The following is a 23,764-nucleotide window of genomic DNA, read 5'->3' as shown; positions in this document are numbered from 1 at the left end:
ATCAAACGCTATCCCTGATTGGCGGGAGGGAAGTTTTTAGTCACCACCTGGTAGGGACCGCCCAACGCCCCTAGATCCCGGCCGTTATATTGCACATTGACCGCACCGGCATTGCCTAGTTTCACCCATATGTTCTTTTGCCCTTTAAAGGCACGGGACTGATTGGCGGCCAGTTCGCCGGTAAACTGGGTTTTGCCGTCCACCACCACCTGCATCCAGCAACTGTCCCGGGTCACATTGAGCACCAGGTTCACGCCTTTGGCCTGTGTATTCGCACCGGATGTTCCGGAAGCGTCCTGTGGTGCAGTCTGCCAACCCCGGCCGGATGTCCCCGGGTTGGCCGGCGCCACCGGTGAGGGTTTGCTTTTGGGCGGCTGATCAGCCACATGTCCACGCGTCCAGGGCAACCCGGCGGACAGCCAGCCCGCTGCGCCCACCAATGCCACCACCAGCGCCGCCCCGGCGATGCGGTAGGCCGTGCGGCGCACCGGCGCCGGTTTGTTTTCCCCCGCTGCGGGCAGGGCTTCAACCGGGGATATATCCACCGGCCGCGCATCCACGGCCGGAAATTGTTCGTCGTAACTGGCCGCCATCAACTCGCCGTCCAGTCCCAAAAAACGGGCATAGTTACGTAAGAAACCCTTTACATAAACCCGGCCCGGCAGAACGTCAAAAGCTTCCTTTTCCAACGCTTCCAGGTATCTGCCCCGGATCTTGGTAGCCTCTTCGGCATCCGCCAGCGAAATACCGCGAGCCAGGCGCGCCTCCCTGAGCATATTGCCGATTTCCACAACCTTCACCTCCCTCGAGATGATCATGCCCGGGCAGGGACAGCACAAACCGCCGTACCTTGTCCACCGCTCCCGGCAAATCGGACATATCCACCGAAAGATGATAATCGTCGCTTGGTCCGGCCGGATATTTGTACAGGGGATCATAATACCCGGTCAACAGATCGGAAAAGACCCGGTTGAAATCCCCCCCGGCCAGTTCCCGGTTCAACTCCGCCACCCGCTGCCGGCCGAGGTACTTTTCCAGCGCCGCCACGGCCTTTTGCAAGGCATCCACATTGCCGTCCGGCCCACGGATGTAGTCCTCCCGGATGCGCCGCACCCGGTTTTCCAGACTGTCGTAAAGCAGCACCCTGTAGCCCTCCTGGATGGATTTGAACACCACCGGCGGCACCAACAACCGGCCCAACCGCCTGCTCTCACACTCCACCACGAACAATCCTCTGGTTTGCGCCTGACGCAACGCCTGTACGATCAACCCTTCAAACATCTTTTGGGACGGCGAAGGCGGCATGCCGATCTTGCCGAAGACCGAACCGCGGTGAGCGGCCAGGCCCTCCAAATCCAGCACCGGCACTCCTGTTTGCGCCAGCGCCGTGAGCAGGCGGGTCTTGCCCACGCCGGTCAGCCCGTGCAGCACCACCGCCCGCAGCGGCAACGACTCCCGTCCCAGGTATTCATTGACATAACGACGGTAGGCCTTGTACCCGCCCAGAATGCGGTATACCGGAAATCCCATCACTTCCAGCAAACCGGCGCTATACTGGCTGCGCAATCCTCCCCGCCAGCAAAATAACACCACCGGACGGCCGGCGGCCAACCGGTCGAAACTGGCTATAAAACGGGGCAGCCGCGGCGCGGTCAAGTCCAGGCCCAACCGCCGGGCATACTGGGGCCCCCGCTCCTTGTAAGCGACGCCCACCAGGGCTCGTTGTACATTATCGAGCAGGGGTATGTTCACTGCGCCGGGAATAGTTGCTTCGGCAAATTCCGCTTCCGAACGTACATCGACCAGAACGGCGCCGGTAAGGTCAAGTGCCTCCGGCACAGTAATGTTTCTTTGCATAACCCTCTCTCCCGCCCGCCGTCCCCGTCCCCGGTTCTTAGCTGCGGGCGGCACCGGCCCGCTTCGCCAACTTCTTTATATTATATCATTTCCGTTCGCCCGCCGCACAAACCGGCGGAAAACCAGCGGTCAATAAGTCCTTTTTTCTACATTCACCGCCGGTTTCCTCTCGCCTAAAGATTAAATTTAGCGTTTTCTAAAAGCGTGCTCGTACTGATCCAGGGTCATCAACACGGCCCGCGGTTTACTTCCTTCATAGCCACCCACTATTCCTTTTCTTTCCATAATATCAATCAACCGTGCCGCCCGGGCGTAGCCCACGTGCAGGCGCCGCTGCAGCAGTGAGATGGAGGCGTGGCCCGACTCGATGAATATCTGCACCGCCTGGGGCAGCAGTTCATCTTCCAGTTCCGGACTTCCTTCCTCCCGGCCGCCCTCGCCTGTAAAACGCTGTTCGTACCGGGGCTCACCCTGCTGCTTCAGGAAGGCCACCAATTCTTCCACTTCCCGGTCGGAAAGGAAGGCCCCCTGCACCCGTACCGGTTTGGGCGCACCGACCGGGTAAAACAGCATGTCCCCTTTGCCCAGCAACTTTTCCGCCCCGGCCATATCCAAAATGGTACGCGAATCGATCTGGGAGGACACGGCAAAAGAGATGCGGGAGGGAATATTGGCCTTGATCAATCCGGTGATTACATCCACCGAAGGCCGCTGGGTGGCCACCACCAGGTGCATGCCCGCCGCCCGGGCCATCTGGGCCAGGCGGCAGACGGCATCCTCCACGTCGGCCGGGGCCACCATCATTAAATCGGCCAGTTCGTCAATGATGATCACCATCAGGGGCAGTTCCACACCTTCGTCCGCCGCCGGAGCGGCGGGAGCATGCCAGTGTGTTCCGGCGGCGGACACCGGCTGTCCGGACACCCCGCCTCCGGACGCTACGCTCCGGTTGTAGCGGGTGATGTCACGCACCCCGGCGGCGGCGAAAAGAGCATAGCGGCGTTCCATCTCCCTGACCGCCCAGCGCAAAGAGGTGGCCGCCTGCTTGGGATCGGTGACCACCGGCGCCGTCAGATGGGGAATGCCGTTATAAGTGGCCAGTTCCACCATTTTGGGGTCGATGATTAAAAACTTCACCTGATCCGGGGAGGCCTTGAACAGAATACTGGCAATCAATGTGTTCAGGCATACGCTTTTCCCCGAACCGGTCGCCCCGGCAATGAGCAGGTGGGGCATGCGGGCCAGGTCGGCCAGCACCGGGTTGCCGGCGATATCCTTGCCCAGGGCCACCGTCAAACGGGAAGGGGCCTCCATAAATTCCGGGGTTTCCAGCAACTCCCTCAAATGCACCATGGCAATCTCCCGGTTGGGCACCTCGATCCCCACCGCGGCCTTGCCCGGAATGGGCGCTTCGATGCGCACGTCCGGCGCGGCCATGGCCAGCGCGATGTCGTCAGCCAGACCGACGATGCGGCTCACTTTGATCCCGGGCGGCGGCTGGATCTCATAGCGGGTGATGGTCGGCCCGCGGGAAACCTGGGTTACCTTGGCCCGTACACCGAAACTTTCCAGGGTTTCCTCCAGCACGCGCACATTTTCGGTAATGTCCTTGGTCACACGGGCGCTTTTGGGACGCGACGGCCGGGCCAGTATGGTCAGGGGCGGCAAATGCCAGGCGCTCTCCGGCAGCGGCGGCACAACCGTGAAACGGTCCGGTTCGCGCTGGCGTCCGGTTGGAAAGACAATACGCAGGCCGTTTTTCGGTTTACCCTCCCGGAGGTGAGCGGCCGGCACGGACACCGGCGCCACCGGCGGGGCGTCCGCCGCCGCCGGATCCGGTTCCGCGCAACCGGCGCCGCCCCGGTCAATGATCACCGGCATGGCCGGGGGCGGCGAAACGGGTTCGGGCATCTCCTCTTCTGTTTCGGTAAAAAGAAATCCTTCCAAACGCTGCCGCCAGGCAGCGTAAAACCCCGCCGTGCCGGCGGCCAGCTGCCGGCACAAGGCGCCCAACGGAGCGTTGGCGCTTAACAGTACGCCCACCAAAGTCAGCGTGGCCAGCACCACATAAGTACCGACCGGCCCGAAGGACCCCTGAAGCAAAAAGACGCAGCCGGCGCCCAAAAGCCCGCCCCCCTCACCGGCCCAGCCGGCATTCAGTGTATAAGGGGCCGGAATAAACGCCAGATGCAAAAGGGCGAGCGCCACCAGAAACAGCAGGGCCGGCCCGCCGAAACGCCGCCCGGCGCGGGCTCTTCCCCTCCCGTGCCCGCGGGCCAGCCGCCAGCTCCACAAAGCAAGCAAAACCGGGAACAGGAAGCGTCCCTCCCCGGCCACCCCGCGCAGCAGCCGTTCCACCGCCCAACTGATCACTCCGGCCGACGGATTGAGCAGACTGAGCAACCCCAGCACGGCCAGGGAAAACAGGGCGATACCGGCAATCTCAAATTTTATCTGATCTTTGGCTTGTTTGACGACCATTTCCGGCCCCACCCGCAAGTATAAACTAGATCGTCCCAGTACATCTATATTTTACCACAGGAGAAAATAAAACGTCCACTGGATTTTTCCAGTGGATGGACAACAATTCCCTGCAAGCGGGAATTGGCGGAACTTTGGTATCCAGTGGAAGACGGGTACTGATGGATGGTAATATCAAAGTCGTTTTTCACCGTAATATTCCTATGACATGAGAAACCTTCGCGGAGAAACCTTCGCGGAGAAGCCTCCGGGTTTATCCCGGAGGAGTTTAACGCCAATCACAAAGCTCCCCCGGTTTTCTCACGCCGGGGGAGCTTTGATTGCCTGATAAACCGTAATTTAACGAATCATACGCCCGGGATAGCTTTTTTTAGTCCCTGCCGATCAGTTCACGCACCCTGTCCACAGCCGAACCGGCATCCGCCGCATAACCGTCGGCGCCAATTTCACCGGCAAAACGTTCGCTTACCGGCGCGCCACCCACAATCACCTTGACCTGACCTTGGTAAGCGTCGCCGATTGCTTTTACCGTTTCACCCATAAAGCGCATGGTGGTTGTCAGCAGTGCCGATAATCCGACGACCTGGGGCTGATGTTCTTTTATGGCGGTGATAAACTTTTCCGCCTTGACGTCCGTACCCAGGTCAATCACCTCATAACCCGCTCCCTGAAGCATCATCCCGACCAGGTTTTTGCCGATATCATGCAGATCGCCCTGCACAGTGCCAAGAATAATTTTGCCCAGGTATTTCCTTTCACCCGCGGCCGTAATGGCCGGTTCCAACACTTTCAGGCCCATTTTCATCGCCCGCGCCGCCACCAGCATTTCCGGAACAAATATCTCGTTATTCTTGAATTTCTCACCGACCACAGTCATAGCGGCAATATAACCATCAGTTATGATGTCGTCAAGAGTCAGTCCGTTTTCCAGAGCCTGACGGGTCAGATCCTCGACTACCGGTGCCTTCCCGGCAATAGTCGCCGCTTTGATTTCTGCAAGTAAAGACACGAGTTTATCCTCCTTGATGATTAGTTCATTTTACATTCAATATCTTTTAAGCTATCTGCTTTTGCAGTATTCTTCAACTGTCTCCACAATAGCCTTGAGATTACGGTTGGGGGTGGTCAAAGGAACAGCACATTCCGGAGCAATGATTTCAACCCCGGCCTCGATGTTTAACAAAGTCTCTTTGCGCACATCATCCGGCGTTCCCTTAAACAACGTTTCGGGATTATTGATACTGCCGGCCAGGGTAATACTCCCCTTTACTTTTTCATGAGCCGTTTTGGGCGACACTTTGGAATCGAAATGGAAACATTTAAATCCTGCCCGGGCTATATATTCAAGCCGGTCAGTGGTATTCCCGCAAATATGCAAAATAGTCGGCCCGTTAATTTTTGGCGTTCATCTCCTGGTGAATGGGAAGTAGAAAATCACGGTAACATTCTCCGCTCACCAGATCACCGGTGGCATGATCGGCGACAGTAACCACATCTGCTCCTGCGTCAAACTGGGCATTGGCAAAATCAACCGATAAACCTTTAAGCTTATTCAAAAAACCGCGGACTTTATCCGGATCCAAAATCGTATCCAAAAGAAAATTCTGGACACCGTAAAGATGATATGATAAAGTCCATGGCCCCATTACCTTGCCGACAATACAAACATGGTTACCGTACTCACTCTTCAAGTGTTTAATAGCGCCCAGGACAGTTGTAATTGATGGCCTGTCAAAAAAATCTGCTGGTATGAGAATTTCATCAGGATCATGATAAGGATTTTCCAGGACATCTGGCATTGAGTCAATGCTTCCCCAGTTCATTTTTAACCCAAATGCGGCTGATTCCTGTTGTACGCTAAAATAAGGTGCGACTGTATCAAAGCCCAGGATTTCATACCCGGTCGCAGCTAATGCAGCCATCTTTAATGGATCAAGGTGTGCTTCCGGGAAATATACTCCACATGCTTTCATCGATTCAACAGTGGCGACAGATACCGGGTTTCCTACCGGGATGCGGTCCGGTCGCTGCCCCAAAAGGGCAGCCATAAATCTTTCCTTAGGTTTCATTATGAGATTACCTCCATGCTAAAGTATACAATTACTAATTATGCTATTGTTTCCTTTTGTACCAGAGTTTCTTCATTTTTCCGATCAACCAGTTTAAATGCAGCTACAACTCCGATAATGGCTGTAAAGGCAACCCAAATCCAAGCCCAGAAATAATTAACATTTTTGGTCACAGGATTTGTTATGATTAACCAACCCATAACATAGGGAGACGCTGCAGCAAACATATAAGCAAAGCAGTTGACAAAACCCATTGCTTTACCATAAACCTCTACTGGAAACATATCGGCAGGCAGGGAAATGGCCGGTCCCCAAACCATATTGGAGAATATCCCCGCTCCGGTCAGTGTTAAAAGAAGCACATACGGCGAAACGCCTTTTTGTAAGGTGGCCAGAATAATGATAAAAGGAATCATAAGAAGAAAACAAAGAATAATCATCGGCCTGCGACGTCCATTTAATATGCGGTCACTTACCCAACCACTACCAAATGAGCCGACAGCGCCGCCGATAAAGTATATCGACGCCCATACCCCCATTTTCATCACGTTAAAATTAAATACCTGGGTGAGATACATTGCTGACCAGGTCATTACCCCCCAGTAGGCCAATTGTGCAGCTATATATACAAAAGTCAGGGGTATAAAACCGGGAGTTTTAATAATTTTAGAGAGAGGTATGTCTCTAGCCTTTGCCTTGTTTTCTATGAGATCAACATTTCCAGATTCTATATCTGCTTTAGCAATTAGCCCTTGTTCGATCTCTTCTTCATATGATTCTATTGCTTCTTCCTTACCAACAAACTTGTTCTTTTCTGGCCTATCAAACACTGTAGTTAAAACAAGTATTAATGGGATAATGCCAAAGAAAGCGAGGACATGAAAAACAGCACGCCAATCGCTATTAAGGCTTTTAAACATATATGTTGAAAGAATAGGCGCCCATGCCGGTGTAATAATCCAGGCCCAAGACACAATGCTCTCCGCGCGCGCCCGCTGGAGAGGCGGGAAATAGCGAACAATTAACCTCACTGAAGGAATAAATTCAGTTCCAACCAGGATACCAAACAGGGCCATTCGTAAATAATATTCACCGACAAAATGCATATCGCCCATCAAATAAGTTAAGACACTCCAACTTAATATTGAAAATATCATCACCTTGCGGGATCCTATTTTATCGCAAATCCATCCAGTTATCATCTGCGATGGCCCGTAAAATAATAACATCAATGCTGCACCGATCCCGATTTCTACAGTATTCATTCCAATTGATTTGCTGATAAATGGCATGAGTATATTAGTTTTAACCCGGTCCAGGTATTGTATGGAGTAACATATTGTTAAAATAACCAGTAGTACATATCTAAACCGGTAGGCGGTCCTTTTTATATTATCTACCATATCAAACTACCTCCCTAAAATATTTCAATCGCAACCTAGCCGCCATAAGCGCATCAACCGCACCGTCGCCTCCTCCAGAAGCACCGCCGCATTTTGCATCGCTTCCGACAGTTCCATGGGACGGGGGATTATGCCGTATACGGCATTAATGCCGTGCTGATAAACTTCCGTATACCCCGGCCCGATGCTTCCAACCAGCGCCACCACCGGCAGGTTGTGTTTTTTCGCCAGGCGGGCCACACTTACCGGAACTTTACCCAAAACAGTTTGGTGGTTAATTTCCCCCTCACCGGTAATGACCAGATCAACCTCATTTTCGGTTATAAACTCATCTAATTTACATAATTCCAGCAACATATCACTGCCGGGCACCAGCCGGCCGCCCAAAAAGGCCGCCAATCCGGCGCCCAGACCGCCGGCCGCACCGGCGCCGGGCAGGTCATCCACCTTAATTCCGTAAGTCTGCCGGATTAATTCCGCCAGGCGGCGGAGTAATGTATCCAAACGTTGAACCTGCTCCGGCGTGGCCCCCTTCTGCGGGCCGAAAACAACCGATGCGCCGCGGGGTCCGTAAAGAGGAGAAGATACATCATATATACCGGTTACTTCAACACCGGCGAGCCGTTGATCAAGACCGGAATAATCGATCCCGGTCGCCTGCGCCAGGTTGCTTACGCGGGGTTCCAGCGGGCGGCCGGTTCCGTCCGGAAAGCGTATGCCCAGGGCCGCCGCCATCCCGATGCCGCCGTCATTGGTGGCGCTGCCACCAAGGCCGACAATCACCCGCCGGCATCCTTCAGCCACCGCCGCCAGAATCAATTCCCCCACCCCCAAGCTGGTGGTTGATTCCGGATTACGGCGCTCCGGCGGTACCTGTGGCAACCCGCAAACCGAAGCCACTTCCAGCACCCCGGTTATGCCGTCTGACAGCACCCCGTAAACAGCCTTTACCGGCCGGCCGAGCGGTCCGGTCACCTCTGCCTCCAACAGCCGGCCGCCGGCCGCGTTTATTATTGCCTCGACTGTACCCTCACCCCCGTCGGCGAGGGGAACTTTCTTTACTACAGCCTGCGGAAAAACAGCTTTAATCCCCCGTTCCATATAATGCGTCGCCTCAACTGCACTGAGACTGCCCTTGAATGAGTCCGGGGCCACTATGAACAGCATCCAGTTTCCTCCAAAACAGATTTTTTGCATTTTGGACAAGCACGTTGTAACATATAGTTAACCCCCTTTATCTGGAGCGTTAAGGCATATACCACCTCCCTGGTTAATTTTCTTTTTGGTATAATTTTTCCATTGCCCTCCAGGTATAGCGCCAGACATATCATCCAACACAAGTGATTAATGCCTAGTTTTTCTGTCTTTTCATTAAATTCACCTTTTACATAAAATCCAATGTTTCTTTGCTCTCCAAATTATTTTTTGTGCAAAGTGCATAAAAAAACAAGGTGCCCGGGCAGAGCACCCTGCTATCCGTTATATTGCTCCATTATTCCGCTTGCAAATATCTCCATGCCACTATGGCCAGTTTCAATTTCAGTGCATCCTGAAAGGAGAGGGACGGACGATACCCGGTTAACTCCTCCAGTTTTTCCAGACGGAATATGACCGTGTTGCGGTGTACAAACAAGGCCCGCGCCGCCCGGGTAACATTGAGACCGTGCTCAAAAAGGGCTTCCAGTGTATTGAGCGTTTCATCCAGGTGCCTGGCCTCACCTTCTTTCAACAACGGTCCAAGCACCTCTTGCATGTAGTCACGCAACACCTTTCCGGGCAATATGGCGAGCAAATTTTCCACCGGCATGTCTTCCGCCCAGTAGGCCTTACCCCGTCCCCACAGGCGCTGACCGGTGTCAATGGCCGCCAGAGCTTCTTTGTATGATTGGGCATATTGACGATAATCCCCGTATAGCTTTCCCACCCCCACCGTCACAGTCAAACCGGTATCTTGATAAATGTCATCCATTACTTTTTTGATTACCATTTGTACTTCTTGCTTTTGCTGTTTGTTTATACGCCAATTCTTGCTGTCTTTCAGCACCACAAATTTATCTCCACCGGCAAAGGCAATCAACTCCTTGCCGGATATGGAGAAAGCCCTTTCAATGGTGTGAAAAATACCCTCTTTTAATTGCTGCAAGGCCAGTTCCCCGGTCCGCATATCATCCCGGGAGGAAAGCTTTTCCTCCACCACCCGGCCGAAACGGTCCACGTCGATCACAATGGCATATCTGGGTATCTGTAAATCATATGACAAAATGGACGCCCTGGCTAAAAAAAGGGCTTCATTCGGACCGCTTTCACCGGCCAGCAGCTCTTGCATGAAGCTTTCCCTGGCCCTTGTTTCCAGGTTGAGCTGTTCTTTCAGCACCAGTTGTTCCAGCATCAATTCTACGGCAACCCGTACCAGTTCCCCGCTGGAGCGGACTTCTTCCGGGTCGCCGCTAATGCCAACCACTCCGGCAATTTTCCCGCCAAAGACAATGGGCAGGTTCACCCCCGGCCGTACGCCCCGTAAGACATTCATATCTGTGGTGGAGATTTCCATCGAATGGCCATTGGCAATAACCCGTGCGGCCCCTTCATGAAAGCTGCCCAGGCGATCGCGATCCCCGCTGGCGATAATCACCGCCCGGTGATCCATGATATTAATGTTTTTCTTAATAATGGCCATTGTTTTGTCCACAATGGGCTGCGTCAGTTCATGAGTCAACAGCATTTTAGAACCTCATTTGCCGGAAATCAGCGCATCAATCTTGCACTAAAGATAATTATAGTCTAAAAATGTCAGTCTGAAAATGTTTTGCACAGCAGTTTCGGGGGCTTTACCATCTAAAGATCGCGTGATCGCAAAGGACCGGTTAATCAGTCGGCAATGCTACATTTTGGCAATGGTATCCGCGGCCATCTGTTTGGGCGGCCTGATCAGCAGGGTCATCACTGCGGCCAGCAAAAGCAGAACAGCCGAAATGATGTAGGCATTATTATAAACCTTGTACAGGTCGGCCATTCTGCCGCCGACAACCGGTCCGATCAGAGAGCCAGCGGCCACGGCGGTGAAGACCAGTCCGTAGTTAATCCCGGCATGCTTCAACCCGTAATAGTCGTAGGTGATTGACGGGAACAGGGATAGCAGGGAGCCGTAGGCCAAACCGGTCAAAACGGAGCCCAAAAGCAGTGCGGGAGCAGACCGGTAAGTGGCAAACATGAACATATTTGCTGCCTGGATCAGGAAAACCAGCAGCATAGTTCTGCTGCGTCCCAGCCGATCGGAAAGCCAGCCGGCCAGAACCCTGCCGCCGGCATTGGCTATGGCCAGCACCGCCACAAAAACGAACCCCCAGTTCAAACCGGCTTGAATCCTGGCGATCTCGGCCAGTTGGCATATAATCATCAAGCCGGCGGATACGGAAAAGGCATACATAATCCAAATCAGATAAAACTGAGGTGTAGCTAGCATTTCCACGGGTGCGAAACTGCGCCCGGAGGCAGCATCTGTTGCGGCCTTTGTGGCCGGCGGAGGACCGCCGAGAGGCTGATGTCCGGACGGCGGAAAAGCAAGTACCTGGGCCAAAATGACGCTTACGGCAAGGAAGATCATGCCTTCCACATAAAAGGTGTGGATAACACCAAAAGACTTGATCAATGAGTTGGTCAGCGGGGCGATATACACCGAGGCCAGACCGAAACCGGCCACCACCAGGCCGGAAATCTGCCCTTTCTTGTGCGGCATAAACCATTTGACGGCCGCCGGAGTGGCGGCGGCATAACCAAAGGCTATGCCGCTCCCGACGATTACACCAAACGTAATGGTTAAAGTCTGAAGGGAATTGCCGAGGAGGCCCGACAGGATCATGCCCAGACCGACCAGGATACCGCCGATGGTGGCCACCCGGCGTGGCCCGGCTTTATCGACAAGCCATCCGGCCGGCACCATGATGATGGGAAAAACAACATAGGCGATGGTATAGGGAATGACCGAAGCTGTCTTACTCCAACCAAGCTGGCTGATCAAAGCGGCGGCAAAAACGCTCCAGGAATAAACAACCCCGAGACACAGGTTTATGCCAACCCCGGCGAAAGTAACCGCCCAGGCCCTCCCCGCACCGGTTTGCCTTGATGTGGACATCGCATGCACCCCCATCTAGTCCAGCTCAATTGGATAGCGGCCGTATTTCTTGATGGCATCCCGCATAGCCAGGACGTTTTCCAGCTTCGCATAGCTCGGCAAGCTGTTGGCGCTGCTGCAGATATAACCACCCCCCGGGGCGGCCACCCGGATCCGTTCCTTAACCTCGGCATCCACCTCTTCCGGAGTACCCAGAGTCAAGGTATAGTCAAGGTCGATATTGCCCACCAGGCAGACGCGGTGGCCGTAATCACGCTTCATCCTGCCGATGTCCATCAGCCCCGGCTGGATGGGATGAACGGCGCTCATTCCCAAAGTAAGCAGGTCGTCCATAATAGGGAAAAGATTGCCGTCGCTGTGAAAGATCCAGGGCTTTTTGATCGCCTGAGCGACCACTTTCATGTGGGGCAGAAGGAATTCCCGGAACATTTGCGGTGAAAACCAGGGGCCGCGGTTATCGGCCAAATCGTCGTTGGCCCAGAAGAAATCAAAGTCGAGTTCATTTAAGTGTTCAACCACCCGTGCCGACCACTCGGAAAAGCGCCGGTGGACCTCATGGACCAATTTCGGGTTGTCAAAAATGGCATAGGAAAATTGTTCCAGCCCCATGCTGTTGATTGTTGATGCGGCGCCCAGGCGGATCCGGGCAAAAACTGCATATTTACCTTTGTAACGTGCTATCCAGTCGGCAATCTGTTCATAGCGGGCCGGATGATCCGGATCGGGTAAATACTGGTCAAAAAGTTTCAATGATGCTTCATCCACCAGCAGGCCTTTTTCGACAAAATTTCGACCGTCAGCATCCGTACCCATTTTAGCTACCCAGGGCGGGAAAAAGTCAAAAGTCACTTTAGTGGGATGGTAATACTTTTCGTGAAAGGCATCGCCGCCCTGCATGGACTGACCGGTGCCGGCAGCGCCGCCGGTGGGATAATGGTAACCAAAGCCGTCCAATCCCAGGGTCTCACATAGTTCCACCGGGGTAAAATCGTCCCGGCCCATGATCTGGATTTGCAATGGTTCCTCCACATCATTCTCTACAAAGGGTACCCGATCGGTATTCCTTTGGCCAGGGCCGTCATTACCCTTTCGCGTGGGGTCATGGTCATGATAAAACACCTCCATAGTTTTTAACTGGCTTTAGCGGAATATTCTTTCCATCTCGGGAAGCATTTTTCCGACGCCAGTTACCGCTGCATAACAGGCGGGAGACAATTATTTAAAAGTCTCAGATAAGAAAAGTTGCAATTAATATGCCATTTAGTCAATATCCAATTTTCAGCCTGATTGAGCGCTAAAAAAGAAAAGTGATTCCATTTAGAATCACTTGCATACCGCCTATGCTGATTTTACATCAATAAGCATACTGTTCCAAAATGTTACCGCCGTCAGTGGTATAGATGCCCGGCCCTTACGCATCTTCCTTCCATATTTCAATCGAAGCCTTCTGCGGCAGGGCCAGGCCGGCGGCTACTTCGATCACTTTGAGCAGGCCGGACGGGCCGGGGCAACCGGGGTGCGGGCTGTATTTGGCAAATGTCTGGTAGACGGTTCCGAGATGCAACTTTTGAAACAGTTCCTGGTAGGCGTCCACTTCCGACAATTCGGCCGCGATTTTCCGGTAGTTGGGACAGTCGCTGGCGATCTTTATTTGCACATGCCGGCCGTCCTGACACTCCGCTTCCGCATTGATGGTGAAACCACATACTCCGCTTTTAATGATTCCTTTAACCATTTTCATGCCTCCAAAAAGCTTTTTAAAAACTCAAGGCATCGATAAACCGGTCCTGGAAACCGGGCCGTGCCGAGAGCTCCACATGCTCGACCCGCCGCGCCAGAGCGGCGGCCTTTTGCCGTATTTCAGCCGAAAGCAGGGCCAGCCTGGCCCCCGCCCCGGCGGCATTGCCCACCGGATAAATCCGCTCCGGGGAAACGGGGGGCAACAACCCCAGGGACAGCGCGCTGTGCTTATTGATATAACTGCCGAATGCCCCGGCCAGCAGCACCCGGTCGATGTCGCCGGCGGTCAGTCCCGCCTGATCCAGCAGGATCTCAATGCCGGCACGGATGGCAGCCTTGGCCAGCTGCAGTTCCCGTACGTCTTTTTGTGTCAACAGCACCGGCTCAGCCCCGGTTTCTTCCCACGAGGCCAGGACAAAACAATTCCCGCCCGCTTCGCTTTCCAGCCTGCGCTGCAGGGCGCCGGGCAGATGCCCCGCCTCATCCCGGGAAATCATTCTGCCCCCGCTTTCGATCACGCCCGCCCGCACCAGTCCGGCCACCGCGTCCATCAGACCGGAGCCACAGATGCCCCGGGCGGGAACGTCCCCGATTACCTTCAAGTGCACGTCATGATCAACGGTCATGCCTTCAATGGCACCGGCGGCCGCCCGCATGCCGTGGCGGATCTGCGCCCCTTCGAAAGCCGGCCCGGCGGCGGTGGAACAGGTCATCAACCGGCCCTGGACAGCAAGAACGATCTCCCCATTGGTACCGATGTCCACCGCCAGGCCGAATAAACGGCGGCTGGTATCCCCCGCCTCCACCGCCAGCACCCGGTCGCCGGCCAGCACGGCGGTGACCAGGCCGTTTTTTGCTCTGATGGCCGTGGGCAGGACGCGCAGGGCGGCCAGTTGCAGAACCAGATTATCGTCGCCCAATGCCGCCAGCAGGCGTTCGGCATCGGCCACCTGGTTTTCCAGGGAAGGGGGCCGGGTTTGACAGAGAATTTTCCGTACGCCCGGCTCCGGAATAACATTTATTTCAGTCCGGCTGAGTTCACTTTTGCGGTACAGGGACACCTCCGACCGGGGAATCTCCACCACCAAATCACTGGTTACAGCGGTCCGGCAGGCCAGCACCCACCGCTCCGACCCGTTTTCCGGCAGCCGTACCCGGCATTTGCCGCAGGTCCCCTGGCCGCCGCAGGGTCCTTCCAGTTCCACCCCCGCCTCAATGGCGGCCTCCATGATGGTGACGCCGGAGTCGACATGCACCTCAACCCGGCCGGGCAGAAATGTTACTTTGTTTTTGCTCACTGCTGCCACTTCCTTTAAGCCAGTTTGCCGCGATGTGTCCGCCGGATCTACTCATAAGCAGACCCGGTCAATTTCCCGCGTGACCGGAAAACCCCCAATAGGCCAGCTCCCCTATTTCCTGTTCATTGCATTTGTCATTACTTTGCTTTATCCGGATCATCCAAAACGGATCAGCTGATTCCCGTGCACACGCACCGGTGGTCCATTAACTGTGTTTTCCTCTTCCCCTGAAGATGGTGGGCGTACACCCTTCGAGTTTTTTAAAGACCTGCCCGAAATAGCGGTAATCACGGTAACCCACCCGCGCGGCAATTTCCGTCACCGGCAAACCGGTAGTCAACAAAAGTTCCCTGGCCGCCTTCAACCGCAAACGGGTCAGGTAATCCAAAAAATTCTCTCCCTGCGCTTTTTTAAACAAGCGGCTGAAATAGCAGGGGCTCAAATCAACCTGCCGGGCCACTTCTTCCAGGGAAAGATCCCGGTGCATGTTTTCATCAATAAACTTGACGGCCCGGCGGATTAAATTGCTGTTGCGGTGTTCCCGCGCCTCCGCCACCTTGTCCGCCAGCAGGCCGACTTTTTCAATCATTTTGGCCCGCACTTCGTCCAGTGATTCCAGGCTCATGAACTCACTGCTGCCGGCCAGGAAAATGCCGGCTGTTTCCTCCGCACCGGCACCGCCTTCCAGCGCCGCACGGGTAACCAGGCTGCCCAACTCCAGCAGCTTCATCTTTAAAACCGGCGGCCGCATTTCCTGTTTAAGCATCATTTCCGCAATCAGACGGGCCAGCTGGCGGCAGGCGGCGTCCTTGTCCCCCAGCCGCACCGCATGGGCCAGTTCCTGTTCCGCCGGGGAAGCGAAATGCTGGCGATAACCCGGCCGAACAGTAACGTCATCAGCGTGAATAACCTGATCCCCGCCGTACAGCACGCGGTACTCGACGGCCGCCGCCGCTTCGGCGTAGGAACGGGTCAGCCCGGCCGGACTATCCGCCGGCCGGCCCACACCAACCGTTACCGTCAGAAGCGTTTGCCGGCGGATCAAATCGCAGAGCTTTTCCCCCAGGCGAATGGCAGTTTCCCGGACGGTTTGCCGGCCTGATATGTGCTCCACGGGCACAAGCAAGAGAAATTCATCCCTGAAACCAGGAGCCACCAGTGCACCCGGCCATTGGGAAACAGCCCGTTCAATAATCTGCAAGATCTTTTTTTTCAGGAACTGCCGTTCTATTTCCGGCATATTCTCCGTTCCGGCATGAAAATTGTCCACTGCCGCCAGCAGGACCAGGCGGGGCAGGGGGTTAAGGCCTAAAAATTCCGCCCGCGCCCGGATTTCTTCCTGTTTAATGTTACCGGCCACCAGATCCAGGGCAAACCCCAGGCGGATCTGGGGCAGCATCTCTTCCAGGGCGGCTTTCAGGTTTTCGGTTTCCTGCCGGTCCGCACGCTCACGGGCAATCTCTCCGGCCAAATCGTCCAGCATGGAGATCATTTCTTCCCCGGCCACCGGCTTTAATAGATACTGGGAGGCACCCATGGTAATCGCCTGCCGGGCGTAGGTGAACTCATCGTAGGCCGTAACAAAAACCAGACGCGCACCGGGGAGCAATTCGCGGATGGCCCTGCCGGCCTCAAGGCCGTCCATTTCCGGCATCTTTACGTCCAGCAGCATCACGTCTGGCTGCAGTTCCCGCGCCAGTGCCACCGCTTCGGCGCCATCCCCGCATTCGGCAACGATCTGGTAGGCGGGGCGTTCTTTTTCCAGCACGCGGCGGATGGCCAGCCGTTCCAGCGGTTCATCGTCGGCCAGGAGCAGCTTGAGCATTTTCAACTCCCCCTTTCTGCTTTGGAAAAGGGAAAAGTAAGCTGGACACTGGTTCCGGCCCCGGGCCTGCTCTGCACATTCAAGGCGCAGTCGCTGCCAAAATAATGCTGCAGGCGGCGGAAAACATTGACTATACCCAGTCCGCTCACCTGACCCCGGTCCCCGGACCTTACTTCCAGATCAAATATTTCCTTTTGCAATTCTTCCGTCATTCCGATGCCGGTATCGCAGACTTCCATATGCACCTGGCCGCCCACAACCCGGCCCTTGATCGTAACCCGGCCGCCCTCTTTCAAGGGCTCAAGGCCATGAATGACGGCATTTTCCACCAGCGGCTGCAGTATCATACAGGGCAAACGGGCTTCCAGCAGCGCCGGTTCCACGTCTATTTGGCTGGCCAGCCGGTCACTAAAACGGGTCTGCTGAATGAACAAATAATCCTGCACGATGGCCAGTTCTTCCCGCACAGTAACCAGGCTCTTCACCTGGTAAAGGGTGTAGCGCATCAGCCTGGCCAGAGCGCGAACCATCTTTTCCGTTTCCGGCGCCTCCTCAAAAAGGGCCAGACGGGAAATAGTATTCAGGGAATTGAAAAGAAAGTGGGGACCGACCTGAGATTGCAGGGCTCTTAATTCCGCCTCCCCGAGTGCCTGTTCCAGCTTGTGCTGATTCTGCAGGAAGTGGATAAAGCTGTTGCGCTCCTCTTCCACCTCTTGCTTGGCCACCAGCACGGCATTCAGCTGCACAACCTGCGCGGCGATAAAGGAAAGCAGCCCGCAGACGGCCTCCAGTTCCTCCAGGGAAAGAACCGGTATGTCCGCCGGTTCTTCCTCCCCGGATGGACTGTCACCGGCCAGCCGGCAATGGCCACAGAGGATGGCGCCGACCATGCCGTCCTCGTTGGCCAGGGGATAGGAGATCTCCACCAGTCCGGCCCGGCAACGGTAGACAAAGGCTTTTTTAAAGCGGCCGACAAATGTGGTCAAATCCTCAACGGAGGAACAAACTGCACCCCCCCGGTCGTCCAGGGCGTGGCAAAAGCGGGAGCAGTCAAAAAACCGCCCCGGGGGGGAAAGAAGGTTGCCGCCGGCATCTAGCATGACCAGATGCAAACCGGACAGGGAAGCAAAAGATTGCTGCAGTTCTTCCAGTGACCCCTCACCCGGGAAATGGGCCAGAGTGGCCGGCGACAGGGCGGCCACCCGCTTCCGGTTGACGCCGGTAAGCTCTTTGATCAGCGGAATAGCGCCGGTGGCGTCCGGCGCGTAGGCATCGGCGCCCATCTTTTTCGCCCTGGCGGCCGACAAAGGGGCGCCGCCGACGACTATCTTCACCTTTTGACGCAGTCCGGCCTCCTCCAGCGCCTTGATGGTTTCTTCCATCGTCCTCAAGGTTGTGGTGATCAATGCGGAAAGGCACACGACATGGGGACGGTGCTTGATCACCGCTTCCACAAAGCTGCCCGGCGCCACATTCACTCCCAGGTCAGTCACTTCAAAACCGGAGGCTTCCAGCAAAATACCGAGCAGGTTTTTGCCGATATCATGTATGTCCCCGTGCACCGTCCCGATTACAGCCCGCCCGGTTGCCTGCACCTGGCTGCTGAGCATGAAAGGTTTGAGTTCCTGCATGCCGGCATGGATGGCGCGGGCGGTAGTGATCAGATCCGCGACATAAATTTCACTGCGCTCAAATTTTTCACTGACTACATCCATGGCCCTGACAATGCCGTCAGAAATAATCAGGGCCGGCTCCGCACCACTTTGCAGTGCCCGGCGGACTTCCTCCCTCACTTTGACCGCGTTGCCGGTGATACTGGAGGCAATTATTTCCTCCAGCGAAGCCTTGATCAAAGACCTCATGGCGTCTCACTCCTACAGTTTTGAAAAAGCCGCAGGCAGGGGATTGCCCCTGCCGCAGCCGGACCTATATAATTAACCCGGGGAGAGAGATTAAACGAACAGTTTGCCGGAACGCTCCGCCGCAATATACTCCAGGCAGAATTCATCCCGGCCGGCCAGAGCGTTGGCGGCGATCAGCAGGGACATCAGCTGCCGGTCCAGGGGGTCCAGGATAAAGGCATCCATACCCATGGCCATGCACATGACCGCAAAAGCCCGGTTGATCAGCCGGCGCTGGGGCAATCCATAGGAAATGTTGGACAGGCCGCTGATCACATGCACCCGGGGATATTTTTCCCGCAAGCACCGCGTGCTCTCCAGCGCTTCCGGACCATGGGCGACATCCACCGCCAGCGGCTTGATCAACGGATCCAGGTAAATATCCTCTTCCGGCACACCAGCCGCCACCAGTTCCGGCACCAGCTTTTCCGCCACACGCAGCCGGTCGGCCACCGATTTGGGCATGCCGGAGTCATCCATACAAAGGGCGATCACCGCGGCTTTATATTTTGTCAACAACGGCAGCACTTCTGCCCAGCGCTGCTTTTCAGCTGAAATGGAGTTGACCAGCGCCCTGCCCTTACAACGGGACAGGCCCGCTTCCAGCACCTCTGGACTGGGGCTGTCAATGCACAGGGGAACGTCAACCACTTCCTGGACGGTGTCCACCAGCCAGGTCATCATGGCCGCTTCCGTACCGAAGTTGGTACCGCAATTGACATCGATCACATTGGCGCCGGCATCCGCTTGATTTTTCGCCAGTTCCTGCAGGTACAGTTTGTCCTTTGTCTCAATGGCCGCGGCGATGGCCTTGCGGCTGGAATTGATCAATTCGCCGACAATCAGCATGCCACGTCCTCCTTGACCTTGTTCATGTTGCCAACCATCAGGGCCGCTTTGATTTCATCAAGAATTGCCATAATTTATTCCTCTCCTGTCTTAAAGGTTTTTTGCTCGTCTTTAGTTTATTGCAAATTTTCTTGCCGGACAAGGCGAAATTATTTACATGTGTTTGCTTTCTTGTCTTCTCATGCTACCGGTGCAGCACCATCCATTTTCATCACAAGATATGGATTTGCTAAATAATGTTACAAGCAAGTGCCAAATACTCTCTACTTGCTACATTAAGCAATATTTTGCGCCGGCGGCCCCGGGTTAGTCATGCCAACATAAGGAATAGCCTGCATCATATCGATTTTCCGTTCTAAAACCTTAGCGTTTACAATATGCCATAAAAAAGGGGGACCATGGCGTTGCCATAGTCCCTTTATATTGAAGAAGGAGGTAGTGGGCTTAATCTTACAATGCTAACGTTCCCTTAGTTTAGGCACTCTGGCTGACCAGCGTCACCGTTTCCCCCGCCGGCCGGAATGACCGTGACCGCTACCCCAGTCGTGCAGCTACCAGCAAGGCCAAATCCAGCACCCGGTTGGAATAACCCCACTCGTTATCATACCAGGACACCACCTTGACCATATTGCCTGCCATCACCATGGTGGAGAGACCGTCAATAATGGAGGAATGTGGGTTGCCGTTAAAATCACGGGAAACCAGCGGCAAGGAACTGAAGGCCAGAATTCCCTTCAGAGCGCCCCCGGCAGCTTCTTTCAGAACAGCGTTAATCTCGTCCACAGTGGTATGTACAGCCAGCTCAGCAACCAGGTCCACCACCGACACGTTGGGGGTGGGCACCCGCATGGCCAAACCGTTCAACTTGCCCTTCAGCTCAGGCAGCACCAGCGCCACTGCTTTGGCGGCACCGGTGGTGGTAGGGATGATCGACTGCCCCGCGGCCCGGGCGCGGCGCAGATCCTTGTGCGGCAAATCCAAAATGCGCTGGTCATTGGTGTAGGAGTGCACCGTGGTCATCAAGCCCTTGACAATGCCGAACTTTTCATGCAGCACCTTGGCGAAGGGGGCCAGGCAGTTGGTGGTGCAGGAAGCATTGGATAAAATATGATGGCTGGCCGGATCATAGGTGTGGTCGTTTACACCCATGACAATGGTGACGTCCACCTCTTTGGCCGGGGCGGAGATAATCACCTTCCCGGCGCCCGCCTGGATATGCCTGGAGGCATCAGGTCCCCTGGTGAAACGGCCGGTGGATTCAATGACAATGTCAACGCCCAGTTCGCCCCAGGGAAGTTTAGCCGGGTCCGTTTCGGCACAAACTTTGATTTCAGTACCGTTAACTAAAATGGCTTTTTCGGTGCAAGCCACTTCGGCGGCCAACTCGCCGTGCACCGAGTCGTATTTCAGCAAATGGGCCAGGGTTTGCGGACCGGTCAGGTCGTTTACGGCAACAATCCCGACGGGACTTCCCTGCTCAATCAGGTTTCTCTTAATCATAGCCCGGAGCACATTCCTGCCAATCCGTCCAAAACCGTTAATGGCGATTTTCGCAGCCATTCCAAATTCCCCCTGTAGTAATTGAATACCTTTTTTCAGCGGCACCGGCAGTATAAAAACTATTTAACTAAGGATAGTTTTTCGCTAACTGAAAGAATGCCCCGGACAGGACACCAACTGATAAAAACCAGTACTTTTTTTAGCTAATCTTCTTCCAGCCCGGCTAAAAGAACTTCAACTCCCAGGTTTTCAAGCTCCTGCCGGGTATGATCCGGCAACCGGGAATCAGTGACCAGAATATCCACTTTGTCCCACTGGGCAAAGGTATGATAGTATACCCGGCCGAATTTTTCACTGTGGGAGACAAGAATTACCTGCCCGGCAGCGGCGATCATCGCCTGCTTGACTTCGGATTCCAACATGTTGCCGGTCGATAAGCCACGCTCGATACTCACACCGGTAGCGGCAAGGAATAATTTATCGGCGTTAAAATCTGCAAAGGCGGCTTTGGCCATTGGTCCCACCAAAGCATAAGTGGTCCCGCGCGCCTCACCTCCAGTAACAAACAGGGTCAATTCCGGACGGTTCAGCAAAACGGTGCTAATTGGCAATGAGTTGGTAATGGTTACACAGGGCTTTTTCAATGCCCGGGCAACGGCCAAAGTGGTTGTTCCGGCATCCAGGATAATCGAGTCTCCTTCGGCCACTAAATCCGCTGCCAGCCTGCCGATTAAGGTTTTTTCCCGTTCAGCTTCTCCCAACCGGGTGAGAAAACGGGCACCGGAAGAAGCCGGGGGGTAGAGCGCCCGTCCGTGTTCGCGCTGCACCAGACCCAGATTGGCCAGCGCTTTCAAGTCACGGCGAATGGTCATTTCAGACACGTCGAAACGATGAGCCAACTCCGTAACAGTCAGGTTCCCGTGTTCCTGGAGCAAAAAGCAAATTTTTTCTTGACGCCCGGCGCTTATGCATCTTCCTCCTGTATCAGGTGAACTCATCTCTTTTAAAATGGTCACACTCCTTCAGATTAGCCATTATTGAACATTTAAACATATTTTGTGTTTATATAAACATTATATTCTGCATATACCAACAAGTTCCTGCTAAATTCGTGTTTATTAGAACAAAATTTTTATAGAAAAGAATCCGCTTGCTGGTCATGAGCGGAACCGGGAACATAACACCGGCCACATAGCTTGTTATAACGGAAAACCGGACGCGGCTCTTTGCATATCTGGCAGAATTTTCTTTTCGGACGGTTGTTTTCAGGTTATAATATTACCAGGTGATTTTTATGTTGACGGAAAATCCGGATTCTGTTCTTGACCGGAATGGATGGCAAGTTTGCAGAAAAATCGGGGAGAGTTTTTTAGCGAAGGATTTCTATCTAGCCGGCGGCACCGGACTGGCCCTGCAATTGAAGCACCGCAGGTCATTTGACCTTGACTTTTTTAGGACGGAGGGCAACAATAAGGGACTACCTGGATATTTACTATCTATTTAAGTTAGGAATAATAACTTTAGAGGAAATAATATCCAGTGCAAACAAAAAGTATATAATTAACCACGAAAATGTCTTCTCGACCCGTTTGTTTCTGGAACAAATCATTTATATGAAAGATTTGGAAGATAAAGACGTTGCTCCGAATTTACTTTTTTCATCGCTATCGCCAAATGAGATTGAAAATTATTTTAAATCAATGGTCGAAAACTATTTAAACAAACATGTAATAAAACAAAGTAACTAGCGGCCAATATCATATTGAAGTCCCATTTCCTTACCACATATTACGGCCGATAATTTGAAGTTACTTTGGATCGGGGGCGCTTTTCTTGATACTGCCATCTTTACTTGCACCACTTTTCCGGAATTATCTTTTTGACACCATTGATCCCGAAAGGGATTTTAAGTTTATCATAAAAACTACTCTTTCCACCGGGTCATGGGAGCAAATATTATGGCTGTTTGAACATTACGGTGAGAAAAGAGTGCGCGAAACATTCCTGGAGGATTATTACGGGCTCCGGTCTTTACCGGAAAACGCCCGCAAACTCTGGGAACTGGTATTTGTTGAAAAGCCGGCGGTTGAAAAAACGGCTTTGCCTGGCGATAAATGGCGCTGCCGGCGTATGGCGGGAGGGTAAACCTGCTCCGGATAAACACGAAGCAGGTCTACCTCAAAAAATCATCTGACACCCGGACTACCTTTCCACGCTACGCGCTTTGGTCTCCCGCCAAAACAGGCTAACACTGGCCCTCCTCCATGTAAAAGGCTGCCTGCTTGATTCTAACTAAGATGGTTTTATGTTTTAGAGGATAAACCATTTACATGAAAGTTTTTACACTCCCAGGATTGCCAGGCGCTTAAAAACGCCGGCGTGATTGAATCAAAAGCACCGGGAGCAGTTTAATCCCGGTGCTTTTGTAATAGCCCCTCCAGTAAACCATGCCGGTCATTGATTGACTTCCTCAAGCGAAACAGGCCTGCCTTCCTCAAATGACTTTTTAGCAGCCAGTCCGGTTAGAACCGGCTGAAGGCCATCAATGCCGCTAACAAGAGGTTCTTTGTCGTTTAAAACAGCGTCAATGAACGCTCTTACTTCACATGCTGGTTGTACTGTAAATAAACCACATGGGTCTGCAGGAACTCTTCCAGGCCGTGTTTTCCGTCGTCGCCGCCGATGCCCGAATGGGGTGGACCCATTTGT

Annotated in this window: 20 protein-coding genes; 2 read left to right on the top strand and 18 right to left on the bottom strand. The window is 54.0% G+C overall.

Features of this window, described 5'->3' with window-relative positions:
* Positions 1-8: 8 nt before the first annotated feature.
* The 18 genes from A6M21_RS19030 to A6M21_RS00715 all read right to left on the bottom strand — a co-directional run bounded on the left by A6M21_RS19030 (position 9) and on the right by A6M21_RS00715 (position 22,023).
* On the bottom strand, positions 9-776 hold the full coding sequence (locus tag A6M21_RS19030; RefSeq protein ID WP_427854584.1) for a RodZ domain-containing protein: 768 nt from the start codon (positions 774-776) through the stop codon (positions 9-11).
* Entirely contained in the window at positions 670-1,857 is a 1,188-nt protein-coding gene (gene mnmH, locus A6M21_RS00790) for a tRNA 2-selenouridine(34) synthase MnmH (RefSeq protein ID WP_066666003.1), read from the bottom strand. The genes A6M21_RS19030 and mnmH overlap by 107 nt, the downstream gene beginning before the upstream one ends.
* Positions 1,858-2,043: 186 nt before the next feature.
* The gene (locus A6M21_RS00785; RefSeq protein WP_066666002.1) at positions 2,044-4,338 is read right to left on the bottom strand and encodes a DNA translocase FtsK; all 2,295 of its coding nucleotides are present in this window, start codon (positions 4,336-4,338) and stop codon (positions 2,044-2,046) included.
* Between the two features lie 370 nt (positions 4,339-4,708).
* Positions 4,709-5,347: a cobalamin B12-binding domain-containing protein gene (locus tag A6M21_RS00780; protein ID WP_066666001.1), complete on the bottom strand. Its 639-nt coding sequence runs from the start codon at positions 5,345-5,347 to the stop codon at positions 4,709-4,711.
* A 51-nt stretch (positions 5,348-5,398) separates the two neighbouring features.
* Positions 5,399-5,716, bottom strand: coding sequence for a uroporphyrinogen decarboxylase family protein (locus tag A6M21_RS19215; protein ID WP_201721811.1), 318 nt, complete (start codon positions 5,714-5,716; stop codon positions 5,399-5,401).
* 13 nt (positions 5,717-5,729) lie between these two features.
* On the bottom strand, positions 5,730-6,407 hold the full coding sequence (locus A6M21_RS19210; RefSeq protein ID WP_201721810.1) for a uroporphyrinogen decarboxylase family protein: 678 nt from the start codon (positions 6,405-6,407) through the stop codon (positions 5,730-5,732).
* Between the two features lie 38 nt (positions 6,408-6,445).
* A complete protein-coding gene (locus A6M21_RS00770) occupies positions 6,446-7,810 on the bottom strand; it encodes an MFS transporter (protein ID WP_066666000.1) in 1,365 nt (454 codons plus the stop codon).
* A gap of 24 nt (positions 7,811-7,834) precedes the next feature.
* Positions 7,835-8,977 carry a glycerate kinase gene (locus A6M21_RS00765; RefSeq protein WP_066665999.1) on the bottom strand — a complete coding sequence of 381 codons (1,143 nt, stop codon included), beginning with the start codon at positions 8,975-8,977 and terminating at the stop codon, positions 7,835-7,837.
* A 325-nt stretch (positions 8,978-9,302) separates the two neighbouring features.
* Complete coding sequence (locus tag A6M21_RS00760) at positions 9,303-10,532, bottom strand: CdaR family transcriptional regulator (RefSeq protein WP_066665998.1); 1,230 nt, start codon at positions 10,530-10,532, stop codon at positions 9,303-9,305.
* Positions 10,533-10,691: 159 nt separating this feature from the next.
* Positions 10,692-11,942: an L-lactate MFS transporter gene (locus A6M21_RS00755; protein ID WP_066665997.1), complete on the bottom strand. Its 1,251-nt coding sequence runs from the start codon at positions 11,940-11,942 to the stop codon at positions 10,692-10,694.
* A gap of 15 nt (positions 11,943-11,957) precedes the next feature.
* On the bottom strand, positions 11,958-12,959 hold the full coding sequence (locus A6M21_RS00750; protein ID WP_066665996.1) for a uroporphyrinogen decarboxylase family protein: 1,002 nt from the start codon (positions 12,957-12,959) through the stop codon (positions 11,958-11,960).
* A 394-nt stretch (positions 12,960-13,353) separates the two neighbouring features.
* Positions 13,354-13,677, bottom strand: coding sequence for a DUF6951 family protein (locus A6M21_RS00745; RefSeq protein WP_066666082.1), 324 nt, complete (start codon positions 13,675-13,677; stop codon positions 13,354-13,356).
* 22 nt (positions 13,678-13,699) lie between these two features.
* Positions 13,700-14,980: an ASKHA domain-containing protein gene (locus tag A6M21_RS00740; RefSeq protein ID WP_066665995.1), complete on the bottom strand. Its 1,281-nt coding sequence runs from the start codon at positions 14,978-14,980 to the stop codon at positions 13,700-13,702.
* A gap of 205 nt (positions 14,981-15,185) precedes the next feature.
* The gene (locus A6M21_RS00735; protein WP_066665994.1) at positions 15,186-16,805 is read right to left on the bottom strand and encodes a response regulator; all 1,620 of its coding nucleotides are present in this window, start codon (positions 16,803-16,805) and stop codon (positions 15,186-15,188) included.
* Between the two features lie 2 nt (positions 16,806-16,807).
* Entirely contained in the window at positions 16,808-18,667 is a 1,860-nt protein-coding gene (locus tag A6M21_RS00730) for a histidine kinase (protein WP_066665993.1), read from the bottom strand.
* Between the two features lie 90 nt (positions 18,668-18,757).
* On the bottom strand, positions 18,758-19,555 hold the full coding sequence (locus tag A6M21_RS00725; protein ID WP_066665992.1) for a methyltetrahydrofolate cobalamin methyltransferase: 798 nt from the start codon (positions 19,553-19,555) through the stop codon (positions 18,758-18,760).
* A gap of 534 nt (positions 19,556-20,089) precedes the next feature.
* Positions 20,090-21,115, bottom strand: a complete 1,026-nt coding sequence (gap, locus tag A6M21_RS00720; RefSeq protein WP_066665991.1) for a type I glyceraldehyde-3-phosphate dehydrogenase — start codon at positions 21,113-21,115, stop codon at positions 20,090-20,092.
* Positions 21,116-21,258: 143 nt separating this feature from the next.
* Positions 21,259-22,023, bottom strand: a complete 765-nt coding sequence (locus A6M21_RS00715; RefSeq protein WP_066666081.1) for a DeoR/GlpR family DNA-binding transcription regulator — start codon at positions 22,021-22,023, stop codon at positions 21,259-21,261.
* A gap of 326 nt (positions 22,024-22,349) precedes the next feature.
* Between A6M21_RS00715 and A6M21_RS19410 the strand changes: the two genes are divergently transcribed.
* Together A6M21_RS19410 and A6M21_RS19405 are read left to right on the top strand one after the other, a co-directional pair.
* Complete coding sequence (locus A6M21_RS19410) at positions 22,350-22,559, top strand: nucleotidyl transferase AbiEii/AbiGii toxin family protein (protein ID WP_427854581.1); 210 nt, start codon at positions 22,350-22,352, stop codon at positions 22,557-22,559.
* 329 nt (positions 22,560-22,888) lie between these two features.
* A complete protein-coding gene (locus A6M21_RS19405) occupies positions 22,889-23,200 on the top strand; it encodes a DUF6922 domain-containing protein (RefSeq protein WP_066665989.1) in 312 nt (103 codons plus the stop codon).
* The last annotated feature ends 564 nt before the right edge of the window (positions 23,201-23,764 follow it).

The sequence above is a fragment of the Desulfotomaculum copahuensis genome (genome assembly GCF_001655685.1).
In the GTDB taxonomy this organism is placed as follows: domain Bacteria; phylum Bacillota; class Desulfotomaculia; order Desulfotomaculales; family Desulfovirgulaceae; genus Desulfotomaculum_G; species Desulfotomaculum_G copahuensis.
Note: the sequence above shows the minus strand (reverse complement) of the source record. Positions and strands in the feature narration are given on the sequence as shown.

What these genes read in the sequence shown, in the direction of transcription:
- A6M21_RS19030 (WP_427854584.1), bottom strand. Translation starts at nt 776, where the DNA reads ATGCTCAGGGAGGCGCGCCTGGCTCGCGGTATTTCGCTGGCGGATGCC.
- mnmH (WP_066666003.1), bottom strand. Translation starts at nt 1,857, where the DNA reads ATGCAAAGAAACATTACTGTGCCGGAGGCACTTGACCTTACCGGCGCC.
- A6M21_RS00785 (WP_066666002.1), bottom strand. Translation starts at nt 4,338, where the DNA reads ATGGTCGTCAAACAAGCCAAAGATCAGATAAAATTTGAGATTGCCGGT.
- A6M21_RS19210 (WP_201721810.1), bottom strand. Translation starts at nt 6,407, where the DNA reads ATGAAACCTAAGGAAAGATTTATGGCTGCCCTTTTGGGGCAGCGACCG.
- A6M21_RS00770 (WP_066666000.1), bottom strand. Translation starts at nt 7,810, where the DNA reads ATGGTAGATAATATAAAAAGGACCGCCTACCGGTTTAGATATGTACTA.
- A6M21_RS00765 (WP_066665999.1), bottom strand. Translation starts at nt 8,977, where the DNA reads ATGCTGTTCATAGTGGCCCCGGACTCATTCAAGGGCAGTCTCAGTGCA.
- A6M21_RS00760 (WP_066665998.1), bottom strand. Translation starts at nt 10,532, where the DNA reads ATGCTGTTGACTCATGAACTGACGCAGCCCATTGTGGACAAAACAATG.
- A6M21_RS00755 (WP_066665997.1), bottom strand. Translation starts at nt 11,942, where the DNA reads ATGTCCACATCAAGGCAAACCGGTGCGGGGAGGGCCTGGGCGGTTACT.
- A6M21_RS00745 (WP_066666082.1), bottom strand. Translation starts at nt 13,677, where the DNA reads ATGGTTAAAGGAATCATTAAAAGCGGAGTATGTGGTTTCACCATCAAT.
- A6M21_RS00735 (WP_066665994.1), bottom strand. Translation starts at nt 16,805, where the DNA reads ATGCTCAAGCTGCTCCTGGCCGACGATGAACCGCTGGAACGGCTGGCC.
- A6M21_RS00730 (WP_066665993.1), bottom strand. Translation starts at nt 18,667, where the DNA reads ATGAGGTCTTTGATCAAGGCTTCGCTGGAGGAAATAATTGCCTCCAGT.
- A6M21_RS00725 (WP_066665992.1), bottom strand. Translation starts at nt 19,555, where the DNA reads ATGCTGATTGTCGGCGAATTGATCAATTCCAGCCGCAAGGCCATCGCC.
- gap (WP_066665991.1), bottom strand. Translation starts at nt 21,115, where the DNA reads ATGGCTGCGAAAATCGCCATTAACGGTTTTGGACGGATTGGCAGGAAT.
- A6M21_RS19410 (WP_427854581.1), top strand. Translation starts at nt 22,350, where the DNA reads ATGTTGACGGAAAATCCGGATTCTGTTCTTGACCGGAATGGATGGCAA.